Here is a 23,685-nt window from a genome sequence, read left to right on the forward strand (position 1 = left end):
GCGCGTCCGCAGGGGCGCGTCCGCGTACGGTGCGTGGCCGAGTCGGCGGTACCGGGTGTGTCGCACCGACGGGTCGGGGGAGACTGTCCGGGCGCGGGCCGCCGCAGGGCGGTCCCGGCCGACACCCGCACGGAGGTTTCCCGATGTCCAGTGACGCCCGGCTCACCCTGATCACCCGCCCCGGCTGCCACCTCTGCGAGGACGCGAAGGCGGCGCTCGGCCGGGTGGTCGCGGTCACCGGCGACCGGTGGATCGAGAAGGACGTGACCACCGACGTCGAGCTGGAGCGCGAGTACGGCGACCGGCTGCCGGTGGTGCTGCTCGACGGCAAGGAGCACGGGTACTGGCGGGTGGAGGAGGAGCGGTTGTTGCGGGACCTGACGACCCCGCAGCTCTGACCGGACCCGGCGGTCCCCACGGCGGTCGTCCGCCGCCTATCGTGCTCGGATGACCTCTGCGCGCCCCCACCTCGTCTGGGACTGGAACGGCACCCTGCTCAACGACCTCGACCTGGTGGTGGCGGCCACCAACGCGGCGTTCGCCAGCGTGGGCGGGCCGGCGGTCACCGCGGACGAGCACCGGGTGCGGTTCCGCCGCCCGATCGCTGACTACTACGCCGGGGTGCTCGGCCGGGCGGTCGACGACGAGGCGTTCGGCGAGCTGGACCGGATCTTCCACGACGCGTACCGCAGCGGGTTGACCACCTGCACACTCGCCGACGACGCGGCGGCGGCGATGTCGACCTGGCCGGGCAGCCAGTCCCTGCTGTCCATGTGGTTCCACGACGAGCTGGTGCCCGCCGTGCACTCCTACGGGCTGACGGGGCGGTTCGCCCGGGTCGACGGGCTGCGCGCCACCGTCGGCGGCGACCGCAAGGCCGAGTCGCTGGCCAAGCACCTGTCCGAGCTGGGATTGGACGGCCGGGCGGTGGTGCTGATCGGGGACTCGATCGACGACGCCGACGCCGCCGAGTCGGTGGGCGGCCGGGCGGTGCTGTACACGGGGGGCTTCACCGACGCGACCCGGCTGCGGGCCTCCGGCCACCCGGTGGCCGACACGCTCACCGAGGCCGTCGCCCTGGCCGCCACCCTGCGCTGACCGCGAGGCTTGCTGGGCGGAAGGGCGGTGCGGCGGTCAGCCGCGCAGGTAGGCGAGGACGGCCAGGACGCGCCGGTGCTGGGCGGTGTCCGGGGGCAGGCCGAGCTTGGTGAAGATGTTGCGGACGTGCTTCTCCACCGCGCCGTCGGTGACCACGAGGGCCCGGGCGATGGCGGTGTTGGAGTGCCCCTCGGCCATCAGGGCCAGCACCTCGCGCTCGCGCGGGGTCAGCTCCCGCAGCGGGTCGTCGCGCCGCCGGCGGACCAGCAGCTGGCCGACCACCTCCGGGTCGAGCACGGTGCCGCCGGAGGCGACCCGGGCCAGCGAGTCCAGGAAGTCGTCGATGTCGGCCACCCGGTCCTTGAGCAGGTAGCCCACCCCGCCGCCGCCCCCGCCGGTGGTGGCCAGCAGGTCGTCGGCGTACGACACCTCGACGTACTGGGACAGCACCAGGATCGGGGTACGGGGGACGAGGCGGCGGGCCTCGACCGCGGCGCGCAGCCCCTCGTCGGTGTGCGACGGCGGCATCCGCACGTCGACGATCGACACGTCGGGCCGGTGGGCGACGACCGCCCCGACCAGGGCGTCGCCGTCACCGACGGCGGCCACCACCTCGTGCCCGCGCTCGGTCAGCAGCCGGACCAGCCCCTCCCGGAGCAGCACGGCGTCGTCGGCGATCACCACCCGCATGATGCTGCTGTCTATCACGCCGTGGCCCTCGGCGGCGTCGCCGGGAGCGCCTGCGGCGCTGTCGGGGGTGTCGCGGGGAGCGCCTGCGGGGCCGTCGCCGGTGGCCGCCGGGGTCGCCGTCGTCACAGCGGGAGGTCCGCGCGGACCTCGGTGGGCCCGCCGGCCGGGCTGAGCACGTCGAGCCGGCCGCCCGCCGCGCGCACCCGGTCGGCGATCCCCGTCAGGCCGTGCCCCTTGGCCAGGTGCGCGCCGCCGTGGCCGTCGTCGGCGACGGCGACCACCAGCCGGTCGTCGGCGCGGGTGACCTCGACCCGGCACTCCGTCGCCCCGCTGTGCTTGGCCACGTTGGTCAGCGCCTCGGCGACCACGAAGTAGGCGGTGCTCTCCACGGCCGGGTCGAGTCGCCCGCCCGGGGCGTCCAGCCTGGGGTCGAGCCGTAGTTCGATCGGGATCAGGCCGCGTCCGGCGAGGGCGGCCAGGGCGCTGGGCAGACCCCGGTCGACCAGGATCGGCGGGGCGATGCCCCGGGACAGGGCGCGCAGCTCGGCGAGGGTGTCCCGGGTCTGGGCGACGGCCTCGTCGAGGGTCCTGCCGGCGGCCTCCGGGTCGTCGGCGAGCTGGTGCCGGGCCCGGCTGAGGTCCATGGCGAGCCGGACGAGGCGCTGCTGGGGGCCGTCGTGGATGTCGCGTTCCAGCCGCCGCAGCGCGGTGGCCTCGGCGGAGGCGGCCGCCCGCCGCCGCTCCTCCAGGACGGTGATCCGGCTGCGCATCTCGGCCACCCCGGTGAGCAGGGCGCGGGCGAAGCCGGCCTTCAGGCGCGCGCACCCCCGGACCACGAGCGGCAGGGTGACCAGGAAGAACAGCCCGGCGGCGGTGTTGACCCCGATCCGGGCGGCGGCCGATTCGCCCAGGCCGAGCAGCTCGCTGAGGGGCTGGTCGTCGGGCGGGTGCGGCAGCGCCCAGTCGTAGACCGAGTAGAGCGTGCCGACGAGCGCGGCGGCCCACCAGGTGACGGTCACCACGAAGGTGACGAGGGCCACGACCAGGTTGAGGATGCCGTGGGTCAGGTCGAGCCAGGACTGCACGTCCCCGATGGGTACGAGGATCCGCCGCCAGGCGCCGGCCCCCGCCTCGGCCCGGCGGTACTCGGGCCGCACCCGGTCCTGCCCGAGCACGGCGGTCAGCCGCAGCCGCTCCACGTCGGCGAAGCCCCGGGCGGCGTAGAGGGTGGCGGCGAGGACGGGCAGGCCGATCACGGTCACCACCAGTCCCACGCCCAGCGCCAGCCCCGCCACCAGGACCACGAAGCCGGCCACGGCGAGCGGGAAGCCGAGCAGCACGTACCCGGAGTCGCGCAGGAGTCGGCGGGGGACGCTGGGCGGGAGGGCGGCCGGTTCGGCCGTGGTGGCGGTGGTCATGGTTCGAGGCTAGGGACGCCGGCCCCGCCGTCGGAATCCCGTCGGCCGTCCTCTTGCTGGTGGTGCCAGCCCTACCGTCGGCCGGGCGCGCCGCTGGGCGGGACGGGGCGGCGGCGGGCGCGGCGCTCGCGCGATTGGTGACGGAAGTCGGGAATGAGCAATAATCGGCGCGGGCCACGCGAGGCGCCGGATCGATCTTGGGGGGTGGAGGGGCAGGTGGAGGCGGGTCGCCGGTCTTCAAGATCGCGATTTGTGCGTGTCTTCACAAGCGCCTACTCTGTAGTTCCGACGCGTCCTGCTAGCACAGCCGGCAATCTCGGTCGCCAGCGGGAGTCCCGATACGGCAGGCCGCTGAAGCCGGCCGAGGATCGCACCGCACGGAGTCTCATGAGTCAGCAGCACCGTCACCCTGGCGCGTCCGGCCGCGCCGGTGCCGTACCGGCGCTCCCGGACCTGCCCGAGGCGACCGTCGCGCGGCTGCCCGAATACCTTCGCGCCCTGCACAACCTCGCCGAGTCCGGTCACGAGACCGTCTCCAGCGAGGGCCTGGCCAGCGCCGCCGGGGTCAACTCCGCCAAGCTCCGCAAGGACCTGTCCCACCTCGGCTCCTACGGCACCCGCGGGGTCGGCTACGACGTCGCCCTGCTGGTCGAGCAGATCGAGTTCGTGCTCGGGCTCACCCAGCGGCGGGCCGTCGCCCTGGTCGGGGTGGGTAATCTCGGTCACGCCCTCGCCGGCTACGACGGCTTCGCCAGCCGCGGCTTCCGCATCGCCGCCCTGCTGGACGCCGACCCGGGGCGGGTCGGCGAGGAGATCAACGGCCTGGTCGTGCGGCACGTCGACGAGCTGCCCCGCATCGCCGCCGAGGAGCCGATCGCGATCGGCGTGATCGCCACCCCGGCCCGGGCCGCCCAGGCGGTCGCCGACCAGCTCGTCGCCGTCGGCGTGACGAGCATCCTCAACTTCGCGCCGTGCGTACTCTCGGTCCCGGACGGGGTCGACGTGCGCAAGGTCGACCTCGCCATCGAGCTGCAGATCCTGTCCTTCCACGAGCACCGCAAGGCGTCGCTGACCGCGCTGCCCGCCACCGGCGGCACCGCCCTCACGGCCCTGCCGGGCGGGCTCGCGGCCACCGACCCCCAGGAGGCGATCGGCACGTGAAACTGCTCGTCGTCGGCGCGTCCTACCGCACCGCTCCCGTCGCCACCCTGGAACAGCTGGCGGTCGGCCCGGCCGACCTCACCCGCACCCTGGACCACCTGCTCGCCCAGCCGTACGTGAGCGAGGCGGTGCTGGTCTCCACCTGCAACCGGGTGGAGGTCTACGCCGCCGTGTCCGGTTTCCACGGCGGCCTCGGCGACATCTGCGCCGTCCTCGCCGAGCAGGCCGGCACCCTGCCCGCGAGCCTGGCCAACCACCTCTACGTGCACTACGACGCCGCCGCCGTCGACCACGTCTTCCGGGTCGCCGCCGGGCTGGACTCGATGGTCGTCGGCGAGGCGCAGATCCTCGGCCAGCTCCGCGACGCGTACCACTGGGCCAGCGGCGCCGACTCCGCCGGCCGGCTGCTGCACGAGCTGATGCAGCAGGCGCTGCGGGTGGGCAAGCGCGCGCACGCCGAGACCGGGATCGACCGGGCCGGCCAGAGCGTGGTCAGCGCCGCGCTCGACCTGGCCGCCGGCCACCTGGACGGCGCGCTCGCCGGCCGCCCGGCCCTCGTGGTGGGCGCCGGCGCGATGGGCGCGCTGGGCGTGGCGACGCTCTCCCGGCTCGGCGCGGGGCCGCTCACCGTGACCAACCGGGGGGCCGACCGGGCCGTGCGGCTGGCCGAGTCGTACGGGGCCAGCGCCGCGCCGATGGCCGGGCTGACCGACGTGCTCTCCACAGTGGACATCGTAGTGGCCGCCACCGCGGCCACTGAACCGGTCCTCACCCGCGAGGTGGTCACCCGGGCGCTCGCCGACCGCGACCCCGACCGGGGCCCGCTCGTGCTGCTCGACCTCGCCGTGCCCCGCGACGTCGAGCCCGGCGTGGCCGGGCTGCCCGGCGTCGAGGTGATCGACATCGACCGGATGGCGGCCGTCCTGGCCGGCGGTCCCGCCGCCGCCGAGGCCGCCGCCGTCGAACGGATCGTCACCGCCGAGGTGGAGTCCTTCCTCACCTGGCTGCGCGGCGCCGACGTGGCCCCGACCGTGGCCGCCCTGCGCGGCCGGGCCGAGGACGTGGTCGCCACCGAGCTGCGCCGGCTGGCCCAGCGCCGCCCCGACCTCAGCGACGACCAGCGCGCCGAGGTGGCCCGCACCGTGCACCGGGTCGTGCAGCGGCTGCTGCACCAGCCCACCGTGCGGGTCCGCCAGCTCGCCGCCGAGCCCGGCGGCGACCAGTACGCGGCGCTGCTGCGCGAGCTGTTCGACCTCCAGGTCCCGCAGACGTCCCCGGTCGACACCGTCCCCGACGTGGTCGACACCGACCCCACCCCGTACCCCGGAGGCGAGAGATGACCGCCCCCCTGCGCCTCGGCACCCGGGGCAGCACGCTGGCGATGGCCCAGTCCGGCCACGTCGCCGCGGCGCTCACCGAGGCGACCGGCCGCGAGGTCGAACTCGTCGAGGTGGTCACCGCCGGCGACCGCTCGTCCGCCCCCGTGCACCGGCTCGGCGTCGGCGTCTTCGTCTCCGCGCTGCGCGACGCCCTGACCGCCCGCACCATCGACCTCGCGGTGCACTCCTACAAGGACCTGCCCACCGCGGCGGCCCCCGGGCTGCACGTCGCGGCGGTGCCGCCCCGCCAGGATCCGCGCGACGCGCTGGTCGCCAAGGGCGGGCTTACCCTCGCCGAGCTGCCGCCCGGCGCCGTGGTCGGCACGGGCGCGCTGCGCCGCATCGCCCAGCTGCACGCGCTCGGGCTGCAGCTGGAGGTCACCCCGATCCGTGGCAACATCGACACCCGCCTGGCGCGGGTCCTCGGCCCGGACGCCGACCTCGACGCCGTGGTCCTGGCCCGGGCCGGCCTCGCCCGGATCGGTCGCACCGACGTGATCACCGAGACGCTCGACCCGATGCTCATGCTGCCCGCGCCCGCCCAGGGCGCGCTGGCCGTGGAGTGCCGGGCCGACGACACCGACCTGGTCGAGCTGCTCGCGGTGCTCGACCACGCACCGTCCCGGGCCGCGGTCACCGCGGAACGGGCGCTGCTGGCCACCCTGGAGGCCGGGTGCAGCGCACCCGTCGCCGCCTATGCGGAACTCGCCGAAGGCGACGCCGGCGATGAGATCTACCTGCGCGGGGCGGTGATCAGCCCGGACGGCACGCGAGACCTCCGGCTGTCCCGCACCGGAACGCCCGCCGACGCGGCGGAGATCGGCAAGGCACTCGCCGCCGAACTCCTCGAACTCGGCGCCGACTCGATCCTCGGCCACGAAGGAAACGCCGGTCCGGGGACCCAGCAATTTGGGAGCACAGAATGACCCGCACCCGTAAGCCCGTCGGCCGTATCGCGTTCGTCGGGGCCGGCCCCGGCGACCCGGGCCTGCTGACCCGCCGGGCGCACGACGCCCTGGTCGACGCCGACCAGGTGGTATACGACCGGGGAGTCCCCGAGTCGCTGCTCGACGCCGTGCGCGCCCAGGCCAAGTCCGATGCCCAGTTCTCCCCGGCGGAGGGCGTGCCGGGTGACGTGGCGAAGGTGCTGATCTCGGCCGCGAGGTCCGGCCTGAACGCCGTGCACCTGGTCGCCGGTGACCCGTTCGGCCACGACTCCGTGGTCAAGGAGGTGCAGGCGGTCGCCCGGACCGCCGCGCACTTCGAGGTGGTGCCGGGCGTCGGGCAGGCCGAGGGCGTCGCCACCTACGCGGGCGTGCCGCTGCCGGGCGTACGCACCGCCGCCGACGTCGAGGACGTCACCACGCTGGACTTCGACGCGCTCGCCGCCGCCGTCGGCCGGGGCTCGCTGGCGCTCGCCGTGGACGCCGGTGACCTGGCCGCGATCCGCGACGGCCTGCACGCCGCCGGGGTCGACGGCGCCACCGGCGTCGGGGTGACCGGCGACGGCACCGGGGAGACCCAGTACACGACCACGTCGACCGTGGACTCGTTCGTGGCGGCGGCGCTCGGCTTCACCGGCCGGGTCGTGCTCACCGTCGGCGAGGGCGTCGGCCAGCGCGACAAGATGAGCTGGTGGGAGAACCGCCCGCTGTACGGCTGGAAGGTGCTCGTCCCGCGTACCAAGGAGCAGGCCGGGGTGATGAGCGCCCGGCTGCGCGCGTACGGGGCGATCCCGTGCGAGGTGCCGACCATCGCGGTCGAGCCGCCGCGTACCCCCGCCCAGATGGAGCGGGCGGTCAAGGGCCTGGTCGACGGCCGGTACGCCTGGGTGGTCTTCACCTCGGTCAACGCCGTCCGCGCGGTGTGGGAGAAGTTCGCCGAGCACGGCCTGGACGCCCGGCACTTCGGCGGCGTCAAGATCGCCTGTATCGGCGAGGCCACCGCCGACGCGGTGCGCGCGTTCGGCATCCAGCCGGAGCTGGTCCCCGCCGGGGAGCAGTCCTCCGAGGGGCTGCTCGCCGAGTTCTCGCCGCACGACGAGATCCTCGACCCGGTGGGCCGGGTGCTGCTGCCGCGCGCCGACATCGCCACCGAGACCCTCGCCGCCGGGCTCACCGAGCGCGGCTGGGAGGTCGACGACGTGACCGCGTACCGCACGGTCCGGGCCGCCCCGCCGCCCGCCGAGATCCGGGACGCGATCAAGTCGGGCGGGTTCGACGCGGTGCTGTTCACCTCGTCCTCCACGGTCCGGAACCTGGTCGGCATCGCCGGGAAGCCGCACGCGCGTACCGTTGTTGCGGTCATCGGGCCCAAGACGGCGGAGACCGCGACGGAGTTCGGCCTGCGGGTCGACGTCCAGCCTCAGCACGCCTCGGTGCCCGACCTCGTGGAGGCGCTCGCCGCCTACGCCGTCGAGCTGCGCGAGAAGCTGGCCGCCATGCCGGCCAAGCAGCGCCGGGGCTCGAAGGTGCAGGGGCCGACCGCCCTGCGGTTCCGCTAGCCGCACCGGCTGCACAGCCAGCTCGCACAGGGAGGCCCCTCATGCCGTACCCCGAGATCCGGCCCCGCCGGCTGCGCCGCAACGCGGCCGTGCGGCGGCTGGTCTCCGAGACCCGCGTCGACCCGGCCGAGCTGGTCGTGCCGATGTTCGTCAAGGAGGGGCTGACCGAGCCGCGGCAGATCGCGTCGCTCCCGGGGGTGCTCCAGCACTCCCGGGACTCGCTGCGCAAGGCCGCCGCCGAGGCGGTGCAGGCCGGCGTGGGCGGGATCATGCTCTTCGGGGTGCCCGAGCGGCGCGACCCGACCGGCTCCGGCGGCATCGACCCGGGCGGCATCCTCAACGTCGCCATCGCCGACGTGGTCGCCGAGGTGGGCGACGCGACCGTGGTGATGAGCGACCTGTGCCTGGACGAGTTCACCTCGCACGGGCACTGCGGCCTGCTCACCCCCGACGGCGAGGTGGACAACGACGCCACCCTCGCCGCGTACGCCGAGATGGCGGTCGCCCAGGCCGCCGCGGGGGTCGGGGTGGTCGGCCCGTCCGGGATGATGGACGGGCAGGTGGGCGTGGTCCGCCGGGCCCTGGACGCCGCCGGTCACACCGACGTGGCGGTGCTCGCGTACGCGGCGAAGTACGCCTCTGCCTTCTACGGCCCCTTCCGGGACGCGGTGGAGTCGTGCCTCGACGGGGACCGGCGCACCTACCAGCAGGACCCGGCGAACCTGCGGGAGTCCCTGCGCGAGGTCGCGCTCGACGTCGCCGAGGGCGCCGACATCGTGATGGTCAAGCCGGCCCTGCCCTACCTCGACGTGGTGGCGGCGGTGCGCGCGGCGGTCGACGTCCCGGTCGCCGCCTACCAGGTCTCCGGCGAGTACGCGATGGTCGAGGCGGCCGCCGCGAACGGCTGGATCGACCGGGAGCGGGTCATGCTGGAGACGCTGACCTCGATCCGGCGCGCCGGGGCGCAGATCATCCTCACCTACTGGGCGGTCGAGGCCGCCCGCCTGCTCCGCGAGCGTTACTGAGCGCATCTGGGCTACGCGCCCTCGTCTCCCCTCCGCTCCCCGCTGTCCCTTTTGTGTGCCCTTCGCGCCGGACCCCAACCCTCTTTTCCGCCTCCTTTGCTCTGCACCCACGGGCGCAACGCTCACCTAGGGTGACTGCTGCGTCGGCGGGTGCAGAGCAAAGGGGCCGGGGGAGTGGTTGCCCGCGCCGCGATCGGCCCCGGCCCTTGCGCCGGTCCCCAGCCCCAGCCACATCCGCAGCCGCCGCGGACGGCTGGGTTACCGCCAGACGCCCGGTTATCCACAGTCGCGTGGGGCGGGGTTGCGACCGGTCCGCGCGGCCGGGGAACGTGAACCCATGGCAGCCCACACCGCGCCACCGCAGCCGGACGACGCCCCCGGAGGCGACGACGCCGAGTCCGGCGACCCGACAGCCGGCGAGGCCACGGACGCCGATCCGGCAGGCGGCGAGTCCACAGCCGGCGACGAGCCGTCGGCGATGCTGACCGAGCCGTTCGACATCCCGTGGCCGGCGGCCGGCATCATCCGGGCCGTGCGGCGGCGGGCCGACGCCAGCCAACGCGAGCTGGCCGCCCACGCCGGGGTGCACCCGTCCACGATCGGGCGGATCGAGGCCGGCGCGCTGACCCCCAGCATCGCGATGCTGCGCCGGCTCCTCGCGGTGGCGGGCTTCCGGCTGGCAGTGGTGGACGAGTTCGGCCGGGTGCTGCAGCCGATGCGCGACCGCGACGACGCCCGCGACGGGGCCGATCGCCGCTACCCGTCGCACCTGGACACCATTCTCGACCCCGAGCCGGGGGAGTGGTGGGCCGACGTCTACGGGCTGGCCCGCCCGCCGGAGACCTTCTACCGCAACCGCGCCTACCGGGACGCGATGCGTCGCCGCAGCCGGTGGGAGGTCCGGGTCGCGAAGCTCCGGCACGTGCCGCCACCGCCGCGCGCCGTCCCCCCGTACGGCTGACGGCCCGCCGCCCGGCCAGGAGCCGGGCGACGGGCCGCCGTGTGGCCGCCGTGCGGGTCAGTCGTCGTTGGCGATGGTGCCGACGGCCAGCGGGTCGGCCAGGTGCAGGCCGGGCACGCCGGCCACGAGCAGGTTCACCTTCTCGTCGGCCTCGCGCTTGCGGTCACCGCGCACGGTGACCGCGAAGGTCAGCGAGGTCTGCCCGGCCGCGAGGACCTTGCAACCGACGTACGGCTCGTAGTCCGACCCGGCCTGCGCCGTGGTGCCGTAGGTGGCGGCGCAGATCAGGGCCGGCTGGGACAGCGGCCGGGACACGGTGACGGCGAAGGCGAGCGGGCGGGTGCCCTTGTCGCCCTCGGCCACCGTGGCGTCGGCGACGCTCAGCGACGCGCGGGAGCGGAACCGGGCCACCTGCGGGTCGTGGTCGCTGGAGCCGCGCGAACCGTCCCCGGTGAACTCCGCCGGCCAGTCGGCGTTGACGTGCGCCGCCCGCACCTGCACCAGGTCGTCGCGCAGCGCGTCGTTGACGAACAGGTGGTCCAGCGTCTGCGCCTGCCCCTGGAAGCTGTACGAGTACGCCGACGAGGGCACCTCGGCGACCAGGTCGTCCCACAGGCTGTGCAGGCCCGCGTCGTAGAGCGCGGCGAGCTGGTCCGACGGGGTCGGGTCGGCCCCGGTGGCGATCGGGTCGTCGGGGCGGGGGAAGACGTTCAGGTCCCCGCCGTACACCACCCGGGAGTTCGGGTCCGCGTTGTGGATCGCGGTGACCAGCGCGGCACCGTAGCGGGCCTGCTCGGTGCGCTGGCCGACCCGGCTGTCCGGCCCGGACGAGAAGTGGTTGCTCAGCGCCCACAGGTGGTAGCCCTCGGACGAGCCCGGGGCCGCCTTGACCCAGAACCTGCCGAGCTGCGGGGCCCGCGTGTAGACGTTGTTGCCGTCCTTGCCGGTGGAGGTGTCGGTGTCGGCCGGCAGCACCGCGTTGAGCGCCTTCGGGTTCTGCACGTCCGCGTTGGACGGCAGCCCCGCCGACCGGTACGGCACCGTCGGCGCGGAGCCGAGCAGCGGGTCGGCGGCGGTCGCCTCGGGCAGCGACAGCCGGTCGGTGCGGTACAGGAACCCGGCGGTGATGCCCCGCGCGTCCGCGCCGGTCCGGTCGTACGCGGCGGCGTACGCGGGCCCGCCCGCGGCGGCCACGGCCAGCGCCAGCTCCTGGAGGGTGTCCGGCGCGCCGTCGGCGTCGTTCGTGTCGCCGCACACCAGCGCGCCGCCGGAGACGGAGCAGATGTCCTGGTCCTCGGCCTCCTGCACCAGGATCAGGTCCGGCGCGTGCAGGTCGGTGCGGATCTGGTCGGCGAGCGCGGTCAGGTGCTCCCGGTAGTCGGCCTCGCTGGCCGGCACGTAGTCGAACGGCGGGCTGACCCCGGTGCAGCCGGCGTTGCCGGTGAAGTCGCAGCCGTCGAACGGGTCGTCCCGGTAGTCGTACAGGTTCTCCACGTTGTACGTGGCGACCGCGATCTCCCGCGACCGGTCGGCCGGCTGCGGCGGGTTGTTCTTCGACGGGTCGGCCCCGGCCGCGAAGGCGGCCCGCTCGACCTGGACGCCGTACTTCTCGAACGAGAAGTAGAGCGCGCCGTACGCGTCCTCGGTGAGGGTGTCGAAGGTCCGGGCCGGCGGCAGCAGCGCGGCGTTGTCCCCGGCGGTGGCCTTGACGCCCATGGTGCCCAGCATGATCCGCTGGCCGTTGCCGTCGTCGAAGCGGCGGGTCGCGTCGTTGTCCAGCGGGTGCGCGTCGCGGAACACCCGGCGGGCGTACGCGTCGGCGCGGCCCAGCAGCGGGTCGTCCCGGTCGACCACCCACACCTCCGAGTCGGCCGTGGACGCGAACACGTCCCGGCCGCTCACCGCGCCGCTGCCGGCCCGGACCCGCACCCGCGCGCCCTCGTGCCGCTCCCAGAACCGCTGCGCGGCGGCCAGGTCGGCCGGGGGCACCGCGTCGTCGACGGCGACGACGGCGTTCACGTCGAGCCCGGAGGCGACCTTGCGCACCAGGGAGGCCCCGGAGAGCTGGGTCATGTTGTAGTACTCGGACACCCGGGCCCGCAGCACCACCTCGTCGCCCACCGTCGGCACGTAGCCGCCGATCAGCGACGTGAACGCGCCCATGAAGACGAAGATGCCGTCCGAGGAGTTCGGGTCGCCGTCGGTGTCGTCGGCGCGGCTCTGCAGGAAGAAGCCGTACTGGTCGGCCCCGGCCGAGGTCCGGGCCAGGGTGCGCTGGGTGATCACGCCGCGCACGTCGTACAGCGTGCTGCTCGTGCCGTTGCCCGAGGCCGGCGCGAGCGGCGACCGGTCGGCCGGGCCGGACTCGGCGTCGGTGGTCGGGCCCTGCACCTCCCCGACGGTCAGCTCCCGGGTCACGGTCACGGCCAGCGCGCAGGTGGCGGTGGCACCGTCCGCGTCGGTCGCGGTCATGGTCACGGTGTACGCCCCGGCGGCCAGGTCGGCGCTGGTGGCGACCGTGGCGCGGGCGGTGCCGCCGACGGCGTCGGCCGGGGTGAACCCGGTGCGGCTGATCGTGCCCGTGGCCGGGGCCGGCGCGACCGAGGTGACCGCCAGGTCGACGATCGTGTCGTCCGGGTCGGTGGCGGTGACCTCGCGGCTGGCGGCGGTGCCGGCGGACGTGGTCAGCGCCCCGCCGCAGGTGACGGTGGCGGGCTGGTCGACGGGGCCGCCGCCGTCGACGGTGTGCGCGCCCAGCCCGTCGAACGTGTCGGTGGCGAAGCCGGCCCACTGGGCGGCCGGGTCGAAGGCGTCCGACGGGTCGGTGTCGCCGGAGGTGACGGTGGGCAGCCGCCGCAGCGTGTTGTCGGCGGTGCTGGTCAGGCCGCTGCCCCACTCGGTGCCCGGGTCGACGCCGACCTGGCCGATCGAGTCGACGACGGTGGTGCCCCGGCGCAGCACGATCGCGTCGTCGCCGTTGAACAGGCTGGCGGTGGTCGTCTGGTCGACCTGGGCGAGGATCGCCGGCGCGGCCGAGGCGGCGGCGAAGACGAACGTGTCGCCCGCCGCCACCGTCCCGGTGAGGGCCAGGGTGGTGGCCGTGGTGTTGCCGTTGAAGTAGAGCAGGAGCTGGTATCCACCGGCGGTGAGGTCGACGGGGGCACCGGTGCCGTTGTACAGCTCGATCGCCTTGTTGTTGGACGAGCCTTCGACGTACTCCGAGATGAACAGGTCGGTGGGCGCGGCGCTGGCCGCGGTGGGTGCGACGCCGATGACCGGGATGGTGACGGCTACGGCGGTCGCGAGCGCGGCAGTTCTGCGGCGCGGGCGCATGGGGCCTCCACGATGGGTGGACGTGAACGAACGCACGTTAAGCGGCGGCGCTGTCCGCCGTCCATCCCCCACGGGGCGCTTTGGTGAATAGCCGACTCAGCCGCCGAGGCGGTGCACCAGCTCGGCGACGTCCACGCCGTATTCGCACCACTCCCGGTCCGGTCGGTAGCCCAGCTCGGCGTTGACCTTCAGCATCGCCTCGTTGGCCTGGGCGTTCCAGGTCTGCACCTCGGTCAGGGTGGGCTCGGCCGAGCGCAGCTCCAGCAGCATCCGCGCCTTGATCGCCCGGTCGATGCCGTAGCCCCGGTGCTCCTGCACCACGATCGTGTCGTACTGGTCGGCCCGGGTGGGGTGCTGCGCCGGCACCACCACCTCGGTCAGCCCGGCCACCTCGCCGGTGCGGTCGTGGGTGGCGAGCACGATGTACGGCTTCATGCCGCGCCGGTGCAGCGTGGCCAGGCTGTCCCGCAGCCGCTGCGGGTCGTACGAGCTGGGGCGCAGCTCGCCGTCGTCCACGTCGCGCACCTCGGCCTTCGCCCGCGCGTACGCCTCGATGAGGTCGTCCGGCGGGCCGCCCGGGCAGAACTGGACCTGGTATCCCGCGCCGACTCCCGTGGCCATCTCGGCCAGCGCCGACCAGTCCACCCCGGACAGGTCGAGCACGCTGCGGGTCTCCACGTACTCCCGGGAGAAGCCCAACGCCTCGTAGAACGCCACCGCCGGGGTGCCGCCGACGACCTCGACCCCGATCGACTGGAAGCCCTCCTGGTAGACCCGGCGGGCGGCCACCCGGGCGAGGTCCCGGCCCAGGCCGGTGCGGCGCACCGACGGATGCACCAGCACCTCCAGCACGCCGATGTCGCCGAGCAGCAGCACGTGGACGTGGCCGAGGATCGGGCCGGGCGCGCCACCGGCGGCCGGGTCGGCCTGGGCCACCCAGGAGATCCGCCGCTCGCCGGGCATCACCTCGGAGAGGTATTCCCGCAGGTGGGTCCCCCGCCACGGCGGGTCCTGCGGGAGGTCGGCCGCCAGCACCGCGTTCAGCGTGTCCAGCAGCGACGCGAGCTCGGCGGGCGACGCGGTCCGGGGGTCCCATTCGCGCACCATCACCCGTCTAGCTTGCCGCTTACGGCAGCTTGACGGAAGTGTCCAGTTCTTGGACGCGCCCGGTTTCTCCCGCGGGCCCGGCGATCACCTCACAGGCGGCGGCTGGCCAGCCCGTACTCGTTGGCCTTGTCGAAGACGTCCTGGGCGTAGCGGCGCACGTCGTTGTACGACAGGATGGCCCCCCACCAGTCGCCCGGGACCGTCATGTTCCGGCCACCCTTGCACAGGTAGTTGCCGGCGGCCAGGGCCGCGTCGTCCAGGTCGTGCGGGTTCTTGCGCCCGTCGTTGTCGGCGTCCGCGCCGATCTCCTGCCAGGTCGTCGGGATGAACTGCATCGGCCCGATCGCCCGGTCGTAGACGGTGTCCTTGTCGTACAGCCCCCGGTCGGTGTCGGTGATCCGCTGCCGCCCGCCCTTGCCGTCGAGCGCGTCGCCGATGATCTCCGGGAGCGCCTGCCCGTCCGGGCCCAGGGTCGCGCCGTTCGCCTGGCCGTGGTTCGACTCGACGTACCCGATCGCGGCGAGGGTGGTCCAGCTCAGCCGGCAGCCCGGGGTGGTCTGGGCGAGCGCCAGCTCGGCGTACCCGTACGCCTGCATGGCCACCGGCGAGATGCCGACCTTCGCCCCGGTCTGCTGGGCCCACGCGGCGAGGGCGTCCGCCGGTCGGCCGTTCGGCACCGGCACGACCGGCCCCGCGCTCGCGCCGGGCACCGCCGTCGCGCCGGGCGGCAGCGGGGTGGCCGACCCGCCGGGCAGCAGCCCGCCCTGCGGCGTCGCCGTGCCGGCCCCCGGCGTGCCGGCGGTGCCGTCCACCGCCACCGGGCGGGGCTTCGGCGCGGACGCCGGCACCAGCAGCGCCCCGGCGGCGGCCGTGCCGGCGACCAGCGCGAGCAGGAACAGGCCGGGCAGGGTGAGCCGGCCGCTCGGGCGGCGGGACCAGGCCCGGGTGGCGCGGGCGGCGGCGACCGCCGCCTGCCGGGGCGGCGGCATGCGTACGGCGTGGGCGAACGGCACCCGACGCCGGCGGGCCACCCCGGTCGGCTTCGCCGCCCCCTGTTCGGCCTTCGCCGCCCCGGGCTCGGCCGGCTTCTCCGCCTCCGCCTCGGCCGGCTTCTCCGCCGTCGGCTCGGTGGTTTCCTTCGCCGTCGGCTTGGTCGTCTCGTTCGCCTCTGGCTCGGCCGGTTCCTTCGCCTTCGGCTCGGTCGGCTCCGTCTTTACCGGTTCGGGCTTCGCCGGCTCCGGTTCGGCCGGCGGCGGGGCGTCGGCGGTCGGTGGGGCGTCGGCCGGCGGCGGGGCGTCGGCGGGCGACTCGCCCCGCAGCCAGGGGCGGCGGGGGCGGGGCACCCGGGCGCGTGGCGGCACACCACCCGGGCCCTCGGGCGGCGCGGCCGGTCGCAGGGGCCGAACCGTCGCTCTGTCCTCGCCGTCCACCACCCGTCGAGTATCACCCATGTCCCGCCCGGAGTCAGGCCCGGTCGTACCCTGGTGCCATGCCCCGGTACGAGTTCCGCTGCCGCGCGTGCGGCGACACCTTCGAGGTCAACCGTCCGATGGCGCAGGCCGGTGAGCCGGCGTCCTGCCCGGGCGGGCACGCAGACACCGTCAAGCTCCTGTCCACCGTGGCCGTGACCGGCCGTGGCGGCGCACCCGCCACCGCAGCAGCCCCCTCCGCCGGCGGCGGTGGCGGCTGCTGCGGTGGCGGGTGCGGCTGCTGACCCCGCCCGAGCGCCCCTGGCCCCCGGGCCGGCCCGCCGCACCCGGCCCAGGCCCGCCCGACCTGGCCCGACGGGGCCGTAACGGCCCGGGTCCTGCCGTTTCCGGCCCCGCTTGGCACCTTGGGGCGGATTGCGCCCATCCGTTCTCACGATGCGTGACGGCACGACCATAGGGCAGCATGTACCCGTCGTCACGGGGGCGGAGGTTCGACGCATGTCGCCAGTGGTCCACCTCCCGAGCGGATGGGTGACCTTCGTGTTCACCGACATCGAGGGTTCGACGCGCCTGGCCCAGCTGCTCGGTCCCGGGTACCGTCCGGTGCTGCGGGAGCATCGCAGGCTGCTGCGGGACACGTTGGCCCGCACCGACGGCGCGGAGCTGCTCACCGAGGGCGACTCGTTCTTCATCGCGTTCCCCGACGCCGGTGCCGCGCTCACCGCCTGCCTCACCGCGCAGCGCGCGCTCGCGGCGCACGACTGGCCGGCCCCGGAGGCCGCGCCCCGCGTCCGGATGGGCCTGCACACCGGCTGGGCGGAGCCCCGCGACGGCGAGTACGCCAGCCACGAGGTGCACCGGGCCGCCCGGGTCGCCGCCGCCGCCCACGGCGGGCAGGTGCTCTGCTCGGCGGCCACCGCGCGGCTTGCCTCCCCGCTGCCGGCGGGCGCGTCCCTGCTGGACCTCGGCCTGCACCGGCTGCGCGGCTTCGACGACCGGGAGCGGCTGTTCCAGCTGCTCGCGCCCGGCCTGGAGCGGCAGTTCCCCCGGCCGCGCACCGCCGACGCGGTGGCGCACAACCTGCCGACCCAGGTCACCTCCTTCGTCGGCCGGGAGGCGGAGCGGGCCGCGCTGCGCCGGCTCACGGCGGGGCACCGGCTGGTGACCGTGCTCGGGGCGGGCGGGGCCGGCAAGACCCGGCTCGCCGTCGAGCTGGCGGCCGGCATGGTGGAGGAATATCCGGACGGCGTCTGGTTCGTCGACATCGCCACGGTGACCGACCCCGGGCTGGTGGCGTTCGCGGTGGCCGCCGTGCTCGGGCTGCGTCCGGAGCCCGGCCGCCGGATGGTCGACACCCTCGTCGAGTACGCCGCCGCCCGCCGGATGCTGATCCTGCTGGACACCTGCGACGCCCAGCCGGCCGCCTGCGCCGAGCTGATCTCCCTGCTGCTCGCCGGCGGGGGCGGGGTCCGGGTGCTGGCCACCAGCCGCGAGTCGTTCGGCCTGCCCGGCGAGGTGGTGTGGCGGATCCCGCCGCTGTCCGTGGAGCCCCGGCCGGGCGGTGCGGAGAGCGACGCGGTGGCGCTGCTGCTGGACCGCACGGCGGCGGCCCGGGGCGGCCGGGAGCCGGCCCCGGTCGAGTCGGCCGACCTGCGGCGGGTGGTACGTCGGCTCGACGGGCTGCCGCTCGCCATCGAGCTGGCCGCCGCCCGGCTGCGGGTGCTCTCCGTCGGGCAGCTCGCCGAGCGCCTCGACGACGTGCTCGGGACCCTCGACGCCGGCCGGGACGCCGCCCCCCAGCCGCCCCGGGACGAGCCCGGCTGGACGGGCAACCAGCAGGACACCGTCGACCTGGTGGCGGCGTCCCGGGGCAACGCACCGCCCACCCCGGCGACCCGGGCCGTGCAGCGGTCGGCCGCCGAACGGCACCTCACCATGCAGGCCACCGTCACGTGGTCGTACCGGACGCTCGGGCCCCGGGCGGCCCGGCTGCTGCGCTGGCTGGCGGTCTTCGCCGGCCCGGTGGACCTGCCGACGGTGGAGTGGCTGCTCGACGACGACCCGCTCGACCCGCTGTCGGTGCTGGTGGACAAGTCGATGATCCTGGCCGAGCCGCACGCGTCGGGCAGCACGTACCGGATGCTCGACCCGATCCGGGCGTACGCGGCGCGGCGGCTGGCCCAGGCGGGTGAGGAGCGGGCGGCCCGGGACCGGCACCTGGCCTGGTCGACGCGCGCGCTGCGGCGGGCCTACCTCGGGCCGGACGGCCGGCCGACGACCCTCTCCCTGTACGCCCTCGACCCGCTCGCCGGCGAGCTGCGCGCCGCGCTGCGCTGGTGCGCGACCGGCGGCAGCGCCCGCAACGGGCTGTGCCTGGCCGGTGGGCTGGACCAGTGGTGGCGGGAGCGCGGGCTGGCCCGGGAGGGACGCCTCTGGCTGTTCCGGCTCTACGGCCGGATGGCCGAGACCGGGGAGCACGTGCCGGACGCCGAGCTGGCCGCCGCGTACTACATGCACTCGCTGCACGCCGGCGCGGACGGCGAGTTCGCGGAGGAGCTGCGCTACTCGCAGCAGGCCGAGGCGGCGGCCCGCCGGGCCGGCGACGCCGGCCTGCTGGCCCGGGTGCTGGCCGGGCGGGCCGCCCCGCTGGTCGACATGGGGCAGTTCGCCGACGCCGAGCGGGCCTGCCGGGAGGTCATCGCCTGGGCACACGAGCGGGAGGTGGCGGGGGACGCCCTGTTCGCGGTGCTCAGCCTCGCCGAGCTGCTCTGGCGGCGCGGCGCGCTGGCGGAGGCCGCGGAGCTGCTCGGCGCGGCCCGCCCGGTCGAGGCGGCCCGCCCGGCGGACCGGGGGCGCCGGTCGGTGGACATGCTGCTCGGCATGGTGGCGCTGGCCCGGGGCGACCTGGTGGCCGCGCACGAGCACCTGCTGGTGGCGTTGCGCTCGCGGATGAGCCACGGCTTCCACCGCCGGGCCTGCGACACGCTGAACGCGATCGCGGTGCGCTGCGCGGCCGGCGGCGACCCGCTGACCGCCGCCCGGCTCTTCGGCGCGGCGCAGGCGACCCGGGAGAGCCTGCGGTCGACTCCGGGCATCTACGGGGCGTACTGGCTGGAACGGCAGGCCGTGCTGCGCCGGGAGATGGGCGACGTGGCGTTCGACGAGGCGTACGCGCAGGGGAGCGAGCTGGGGCTGGAGGAGGCGGCGGCGCTGGCGTTGGCGGTGGAGCACCCCGACCTCGGGGTGGACTCGACGCGCTTCGCGGCCACCGGCATGCCGGCGCCTGCCCCCGCGCCCGCCCCTGCCCCGGCGCGCCCCGCCGAGGGCTGCAGTTAGGAGGGGTCCCCTGCTGTGCGGAATGCGTTGACAGGGGGCCCTTCTTCGCGCCTCAGCGCTCGGCGGCGGACTTGATGCGGGCGGCGCGGTCGATGTCGGCCTGCCGGACCGCCGCGACGGAACCGAAGATGCTGACCGCCTCGTAGTAGGTCCAGGCGAGGCTGTAGCAGGCGGGGCGGACCACCGAGCTGTACGTGGCGCAGACCCGCTTCAGGTCCTCGTAGAAGGCGCTGTCCACCCGGGCCTTGTTGGCCGGGAACTGGCCCATCTCCTTGTAGTTGCGGTAGCCGAAGTCGTGCCGCTGGCAGGAGAGCTTGAAGTTGAACCCGAGCGGGTTGTCCGGGCTGGACGAGCAGTAGTCGGTGGACCAGTTGAAGGCGTACTCGGCCCAGGCGGACTGGTTCTGCCGGGCCGAGTTCCAGGTGTTGTAGCTGCTGGCGCTGGTCTGCGTCCAGCTCGACAGCACGCTGAGCTTCTGGCTGGTGCTGACGGCGGCGGTCGCGGGGGAGGCGACCGCGAGCGCCGCGAGCAGGGCGAGCGCGCCGGAGGCGAGGACTGTGGCGAGGCGTCTGGGCACGGGGGGACCTCCGCGGGGGTGTGCGGTGTGGCTGGTTACCGGCGGGTCACCGGATTCGACAAGTGTCGATCACACCGCGGAGGGTCGAGTACGTCATAAACCAACATCTGGTGACATCAGTTGAAACAGACGAATGCCCCGGACGCTGGGGCGCCCGGGGCACTCGTCCGTGCCGCCAGCCCTCAGCGCACGAAGCGCGGCGGGCTGACGGGGCTCTCGTTCCACAGCCGGTCCAGCGCCGTCACGTGGTACGTGTACCGCGCGCCGGCCTCGGCGGTGGCGTCCACCCAGGACTGGGTCGCGCCGGGGGTGGCCCGGACGGTGCCGACCAGGCGGGACGCGTCGGCGAAGCCGCACGCGCCGGCCGGGCCGGTCCCGTCGAACCGGTAGACCGCGTACGACGTCGCCCGGCCCAGCGGGCCCACGCCGTCGGCCGGCTGCCGCCAGCTCAGCCGCACCCCGTCGGCCTGCCGCTGCGCGCCGGTGACCACCGGGGGCAGCAGCGGCTTCGCCGGCAGGTGCGGCATCGCCGGCACCAGGGCGGGGCGCGCGTAGTGCTCGGCGGCGTAGAGGTCGGTCGCCCCGAGCCGGTTCGCCCGCACCTGCACGGCCGAGAAGTGCACGTTGCCCAGCACCTCCGGGTACGCCCGGTTGAGCGTCAGGTGGTCGGACAACTCGCGCGGGTTCTGCCAGAACGACCCGTACGCCGGGTCGCCGCTCTTGTAGTCGGCCTGGCCGATGTAGAGCTGCACGCGGGTGCCGCGCACCGTCTCGGCCCACCACGGCACCAGCCGGGCGTAGTCGGCCGCCGGGTACTGGCCGATGTACCAGTAGAGCTGCGGCACGATGTAGTCGATCCACTCCTGCTTGACCCACTTGCGGGTGTCGGCGGAGATGATGTCGTACGACTGGCTGCCGGTGGTGTCCGAGCCGTTCGGGTCGGCCGAGGCGTTGCGCCAGATGCCGAACGGGCTGACGCCGAACTTCACCCACGGCTTCGCGGCCTTGATCCGGTCGTTCATCTCCCGGATCAGCAGGTCGATGTTGTCCCGCCGCCAGTCGGCCCGGTCGGTGAAGCCCCGGTTGAACTCGGCGAACGTCGCGTCGTCGGGCACCTGGTAGGTGCCGCTCGGGTAGGGGTAGAAGTAGTCGTCGAAGTGCACGCCGTCGACGTCGTACCGCGTGACGGCGTCCATCATGGCGGTCTGGACGAACTCGCGGACCGCCGGGACGCCGGGGTTGTAGTAGAGCCGGCTGCCGGCGACGCCGGCCGGCGGGTACGCGAACGTCCACTCGGGGTGCTGGCGGGCCGGGTGGTCGGGCGCGAGCTGGGTGAGGTCCGCGCCCGCGCCGCCGGGGGCCGGCATGGAGATCCGGTACGGGTTGAACCAGGCGTGGAACTCCAGGTTGCGCTTGTGCGCCTCGTCGACGAGGAACGCCAGCGGGTCCCAGCCCGGGTCCTGCCCGCGCACCCCGGTCAGGTACTCCGACCACGGCTCGTGCGGCGACGGCCAGAACGCGTCGGCGGTGGGCCGGACCTGCACCACCACCGCGTTGTGGTGCAGCCGCTGCGCCAGGTCGAGCCAGCCCAGGTATTCCGCCCGCTGGGCGGCGGCGCGGTCCGGGGCGGTCTGCGACGCCTTGGTCGGCCAGTCGATGTTCACCACCGACGAGATCCACATGGCCCGGAACTGCCGCTTCGGGGTGGCCGGGTCGGTGGCGCAGGCGGCGGTGGTGTCGGCCTGCGTGGCGGTGCCGCTGCCGTTCGCAGCCGCGGCGGCGGCGGTCGGTGGGGCGGCGACGAGCGCGCCGAGCAGGGCCACGGCCAGCCCGGCGGCTCTGAGCCGAGTTGCCTTCATCCGGTGCGTCCCTTCGGTGGGGCTCGGCGGGCGGGCGCGATGCTTGCTGCGGCAAGAACCGCCGCAGTCAATCTTGCGCTGGTAGGAAATTTTCACACCGGGCGGGCCCGGCGCAAGACCTCCGGCCGGATCGATGCCCTCCCGACCTCGAACCCGTACCGGAGCGCCTCGGCCGCGTGGCGGACCGTGACCGTATCGACACCCGAAGTCGTGATTCGCGGGTCGCCGGGCTGGGTAGCTTGGCCGGTCACCGGCCGCCACGGTGGTGGTCGCACGGTGGGAGGGGTGAGCGCGGTGTCCGTGCTGCGTACCAAACCGATCAAGGACGTGATAGCCCAGGGCGAGGCGGACGGCGAGGACGGCGGCCTCGGTCTCAAGCGCCGCCTCGGCGCGCGTGACCTCACCGGCTTCGGCATCGGCATCGTCATCGGCACCGGCATCTTCACCCTCACCGGCATCGAGGCCCGCGACAGCGCCGGCCCCGGCGTGGTGATCTCGTTCGCCATCGCCGGCGTGGTCGCGCTGCTCGCCGCGCTCTGCTACGCCGAACTGGCCTCCAGCGTGCCGACCGCCGGCAGCGCCTACACCTACGCGTACGCGACGATGGGCGAGATCGTCGCCTGGATCATCGGCTGGGACCTGCTGCTGGAGTTCGCCCTCGGTGCGGCCGTGGTGGCCCGCGGCTGGTCCGGCTACCTCGCCGAACTGCTCGGCCTGCCCACCGCCTGGTTCGGCGAGGAGGGCAGCATCGTCAACGTCGGCGCGATCGCCGTCGTGCTGCTGCTCGGCGTCGTGGCGATCGTCGGCATCCGCGAGTCCGCCCGGGTCACCAACCTGCTCGTGCTGGTCAAGGTGGCCATCTGCGTCTTCATCGTGGTCGCCGGCCTGTTCTTCGTGAAGGCCGCGAACCTCACCCCGTTCATCCCGCCGGCCGAGCCCGCCGGCGCCGGCGACGACGGGATCAAGCAGCCCGTCACCCAAGCGCTGTTCGGGCTGGAGCCGTCCGTGTTCGGGTTCGTCGGCGTGCTCAGCGCCGCCGCCGTGGTCTTCTTCGCGTACACCGGTTTCGAGGCCGTGGCCAACCTCGGCGAGGAGACCCGGCGGCCCAAGCGGGACCTCACCCTCGGCCTGCTCGGCACCCTGCTGATCTCCACCGTGCTCTACATCGGCGTCTCGCTGGTCGTCGTCGGCATGGTCCCCTACACCGAGATCGACCGGGGCGCGCCGATCGCCTCCGCGTTCAACGCGGTCGGGGCCGAGTGGGCCGGCATCCTCGTCTCCATCGCCGCCGTCGCCGGCCTGACCAGCGTGATCCTCGTGGACCTGGTGGCCATGGGCCGGATCGGCTTCGCCATCAGCCGCGACGGGCTGATCCCGCCGTCGGTGGCCAAGGTGCACCCGCGCTGGGGCACCCCGTACCGGATCTCGGCCGTCATGACGGTGGCCGTGGCGCTGCTCGCCGGCTTCCTGCCGCTGTCGGCCCTGGCCGACCTGGTCAGCATCGGCGCGCTCTGCGCGTTCGTGCTGGTCTCGGTGGCCGTGCCGATCCTGCGCCGCAAGCGCCCCGACCTGGAGCGGCCGTTCCGGGTGCCGTTCTCGCCGGTGCTGCCGATCGTCTCCGCGCTGGCCTGCTTCTACCTGATGCTCAACCTGTCGGTGGAGACCTGGATCCGGTTCCTGATCTGGATGGTGCTCGGCGGGCTCATCTACTTCGGCTACGGCTACCGCCGCAACCGCCTCGCGCGCAAGGAAGGGCCCCCGGTCAACGCCTGAGGTAGAGAAGGGCCCCCTTCTCACCCGCCCCCACC

At 74.8% G+C, this 23,685-nt stretch carries 18 protein-coding genes; 11 read left to right on the top strand and 7 right to left on the bottom strand.

The genetic code is table 11. The features are described 5' to 3' along the window. Window positions 1-143: 143 nt before the first annotated feature. Together TK50_RS18265 and TK50_RS18270 are read left to right on the top strand one after the other, a co-directional pair. Window positions 144-398, top strand: a complete 255-nt coding sequence (locus TK50_RS18265; protein ID WP_043965311.1) for a glutaredoxin family protein — start codon at window positions 144-146, stop codon at window positions 396-398. Window positions 399-447: 49 nt separating this feature from the next. Further along, window positions 448-1,098 (top strand): HAD family hydrolase, encoded by a 651-nt coding sequence (locus tag TK50_RS18270; protein WP_043965313.1) that lies wholly within the window; start codon window positions 448-450, stop codon window positions 1,096-1,098. 36 nt (window positions 1,099-1,134) lie between these two features. On the opposite strand, the gene TK50_RS18275 is transcribed toward TK50_RS18270, so the two are convergent. Together TK50_RS18275 and TK50_RS18280 are read right to left on the bottom strand one after the other, a co-directional pair. Continuing rightward, window positions 1,135-1,788, bottom strand: coding sequence for a LuxR C-terminal-related transcriptional regulator (locus tag TK50_RS18275; RefSeq protein ID WP_043966477.1), 654 nt, complete (start codon window positions 1,786-1,788; stop codon window positions 1,135-1,137). Window positions 1,789-1,910: 122 nt separating this feature from the next. After that, the gene (locus TK50_RS18280; RefSeq protein WP_043965315.1) at window positions 1,911-3,206 is read right to left on the bottom strand and encodes a sensor histidine kinase; all 1,296 of its coding nucleotides are present in this window, start codon (window positions 3,204-3,206) and stop codon (window positions 1,911-1,913) included. Window positions 3,207-3,593: 387 nt separating this feature from the next. Between TK50_RS18280 and TK50_RS18285 the strand changes: the two genes are divergently transcribed. The 6 genes from TK50_RS18285 (at window position 3,594) to TK50_RS18310 (ending at window position 10,235) form a co-directional block, all read left to right on the top strand. Continuing rightward, window positions 3,594-4,367, top strand: coding sequence for a redox-sensing transcriptional repressor Rex (locus tag TK50_RS18285; protein ID WP_043965317.1), 774 nt, complete (start codon window positions 3,594-3,596; stop codon window positions 4,365-4,367). Beyond that, on the top strand, window positions 4,364-5,707 hold the full coding sequence (locus TK50_RS18290; RefSeq protein WP_043965320.1) for a glutamyl-tRNA reductase: 1,344 nt from the start codon (window positions 4,364-4,366) through the stop codon (window positions 5,705-5,707). The genes TK50_RS18285 and TK50_RS18290 overlap by 4 nt, the downstream gene beginning before the upstream one ends. Then, the gene (gene hemC, locus TK50_RS18295) at window positions 5,704-6,672 is read left to right on the top strand and encodes a hydroxymethylbilane synthase (protein ID WP_043965323.1); all 969 of its coding nucleotides are present in this window, start codon (window positions 5,704-5,706) and stop codon (window positions 6,670-6,672) included. The genes TK50_RS18290 and hemC overlap by 4 nt, the downstream gene beginning before the upstream one ends. Next, window positions 6,669-8,249: a bifunctional uroporphyrinogen-III C-methyltransferase/uroporphyrinogen-III synthase gene (locus tag TK50_RS18300; RefSeq protein WP_043965325.1), complete on the top strand. Its 1,581-nt coding sequence runs from the start codon at window positions 6,669-6,671 to the stop codon at window positions 8,247-8,249. The genes hemC and TK50_RS18300 overlap by 4 nt, the downstream gene beginning before the upstream one ends. 41 nt (window positions 8,250-8,290) lie before the next feature. Beyond that, window positions 8,291-9,274 carry a porphobilinogen synthase gene (hemB, locus tag TK50_RS18305; RefSeq protein ID WP_043965327.1) on the top strand — a complete coding sequence of 328 codons (984 nt, stop codon included), beginning with the start codon at window positions 8,291-8,293 and terminating at the stop codon, window positions 9,272-9,274. A 337-nt stretch (window positions 9,275-9,611) separates the two neighbouring features. After that, window positions 9,612-10,235 (top strand): helix-turn-helix domain-containing protein, encoded by a 624-nt coding sequence (locus TK50_RS18310; protein WP_144420325.1) that lies wholly within the window; start codon window positions 9,612-9,614, stop codon window positions 10,233-10,235. Between the two features lie 57 nt (window positions 10,236-10,292). Here TK50_RS18310 and TK50_RS18315 read toward each other — a convergent pair whose 3' ends face one another. From TK50_RS18315 to TK50_RS18325, 3 genes are all read right to left on the bottom strand, one after another. Next, window positions 10,293-13,568 (bottom strand): lamin tail domain-containing protein, encoded by a 3,276-nt coding sequence (locus TK50_RS18315; protein ID WP_043965329.1) that lies wholly within the window; start codon window positions 13,566-13,568, stop codon window positions 10,293-10,295. A 96-nt stretch (window positions 13,569-13,664) separates the two neighbouring features. Continuing rightward, window positions 13,665-14,675: a GNAT family N-acetyltransferase gene (locus tag TK50_RS18320; protein ID WP_043965331.1), complete on the bottom strand. Its 1,011-nt coding sequence runs from the start codon at window positions 14,673-14,675 to the stop codon at window positions 13,665-13,667. 89 nt (window positions 14,676-14,764) lie between these two features. After that, window positions 14,765-16,108 (bottom strand): lytic transglycosylase domain-containing protein, encoded by a 1,344-nt coding sequence (locus TK50_RS18325; RefSeq protein ID WP_043965333.1) that lies wholly within the window; start codon window positions 16,106-16,108, stop codon window positions 14,765-14,767. A gap of 56 nt (window positions 16,109-16,164) precedes the next feature. On the opposite strand from TK50_RS18325, the gene TK50_RS18330 reads away from it, so the two are divergent. Then, window positions 16,165-16,389, top strand: a complete 225-nt coding sequence (locus tag TK50_RS18330; RefSeq protein WP_043965335.1) for an FmdB family zinc ribbon protein — start codon at window positions 16,165-16,167, stop codon at window positions 16,387-16,389. 214 nt (window positions 16,390-16,603) lie between these two features. Continuing rightward, entirely contained in the window at window positions 16,604-19,441 is a 2,838-nt protein-coding gene (locus TK50_RS18335) for an ATP-binding protein (protein ID WP_043965338.1), read from the top strand. Window positions 19,442-19,493: 52 nt separating this feature from the next. Here the strand turns inward: TK50_RS18335 and TK50_RS18340 are convergent, their stop codons facing one another. Next, the gene (locus TK50_RS18340) at window positions 19,494-20,018 is read right to left on the bottom strand and encodes a phospholipase (RefSeq protein ID WP_043965340.1); all 525 of its coding nucleotides are present in this window, start codon (window positions 20,016-20,018) and stop codon (window positions 19,494-19,496) included. Between the two features lie 182 nt (window positions 20,019-20,200). Next, entirely contained in the window at window positions 20,201-21,877 is a 1,677-nt protein-coding gene (locus TK50_RS18345) for a glycoside hydrolase family 10-like protein (protein WP_043965342.1), read from the bottom strand. Between the two features lie 285 nt (window positions 21,878-22,162). Between TK50_RS18345 and TK50_RS18350 the strand changes: the two genes are divergently transcribed. Further along, the gene (locus TK50_RS18350; protein ID WP_241774052.1) at window positions 22,163-23,650 is read left to right on the top strand and encodes an amino acid permease; all 1,488 of its coding nucleotides are present in this window, start codon (window positions 22,163-22,165) and stop codon (window positions 23,648-23,650) included. The last annotated feature ends 35 nt before the right edge of the window (window positions 23,651-23,685 follow it).

The sequence above is a fragment of the Micromonospora haikouensis genome, from assembly GCF_000876225.1.
Lineage (GTDB): Bacteria > Actinomycetota > Actinomycetes > Mycobacteriales > Micromonosporaceae > Micromonospora > Micromonospora haikouensis.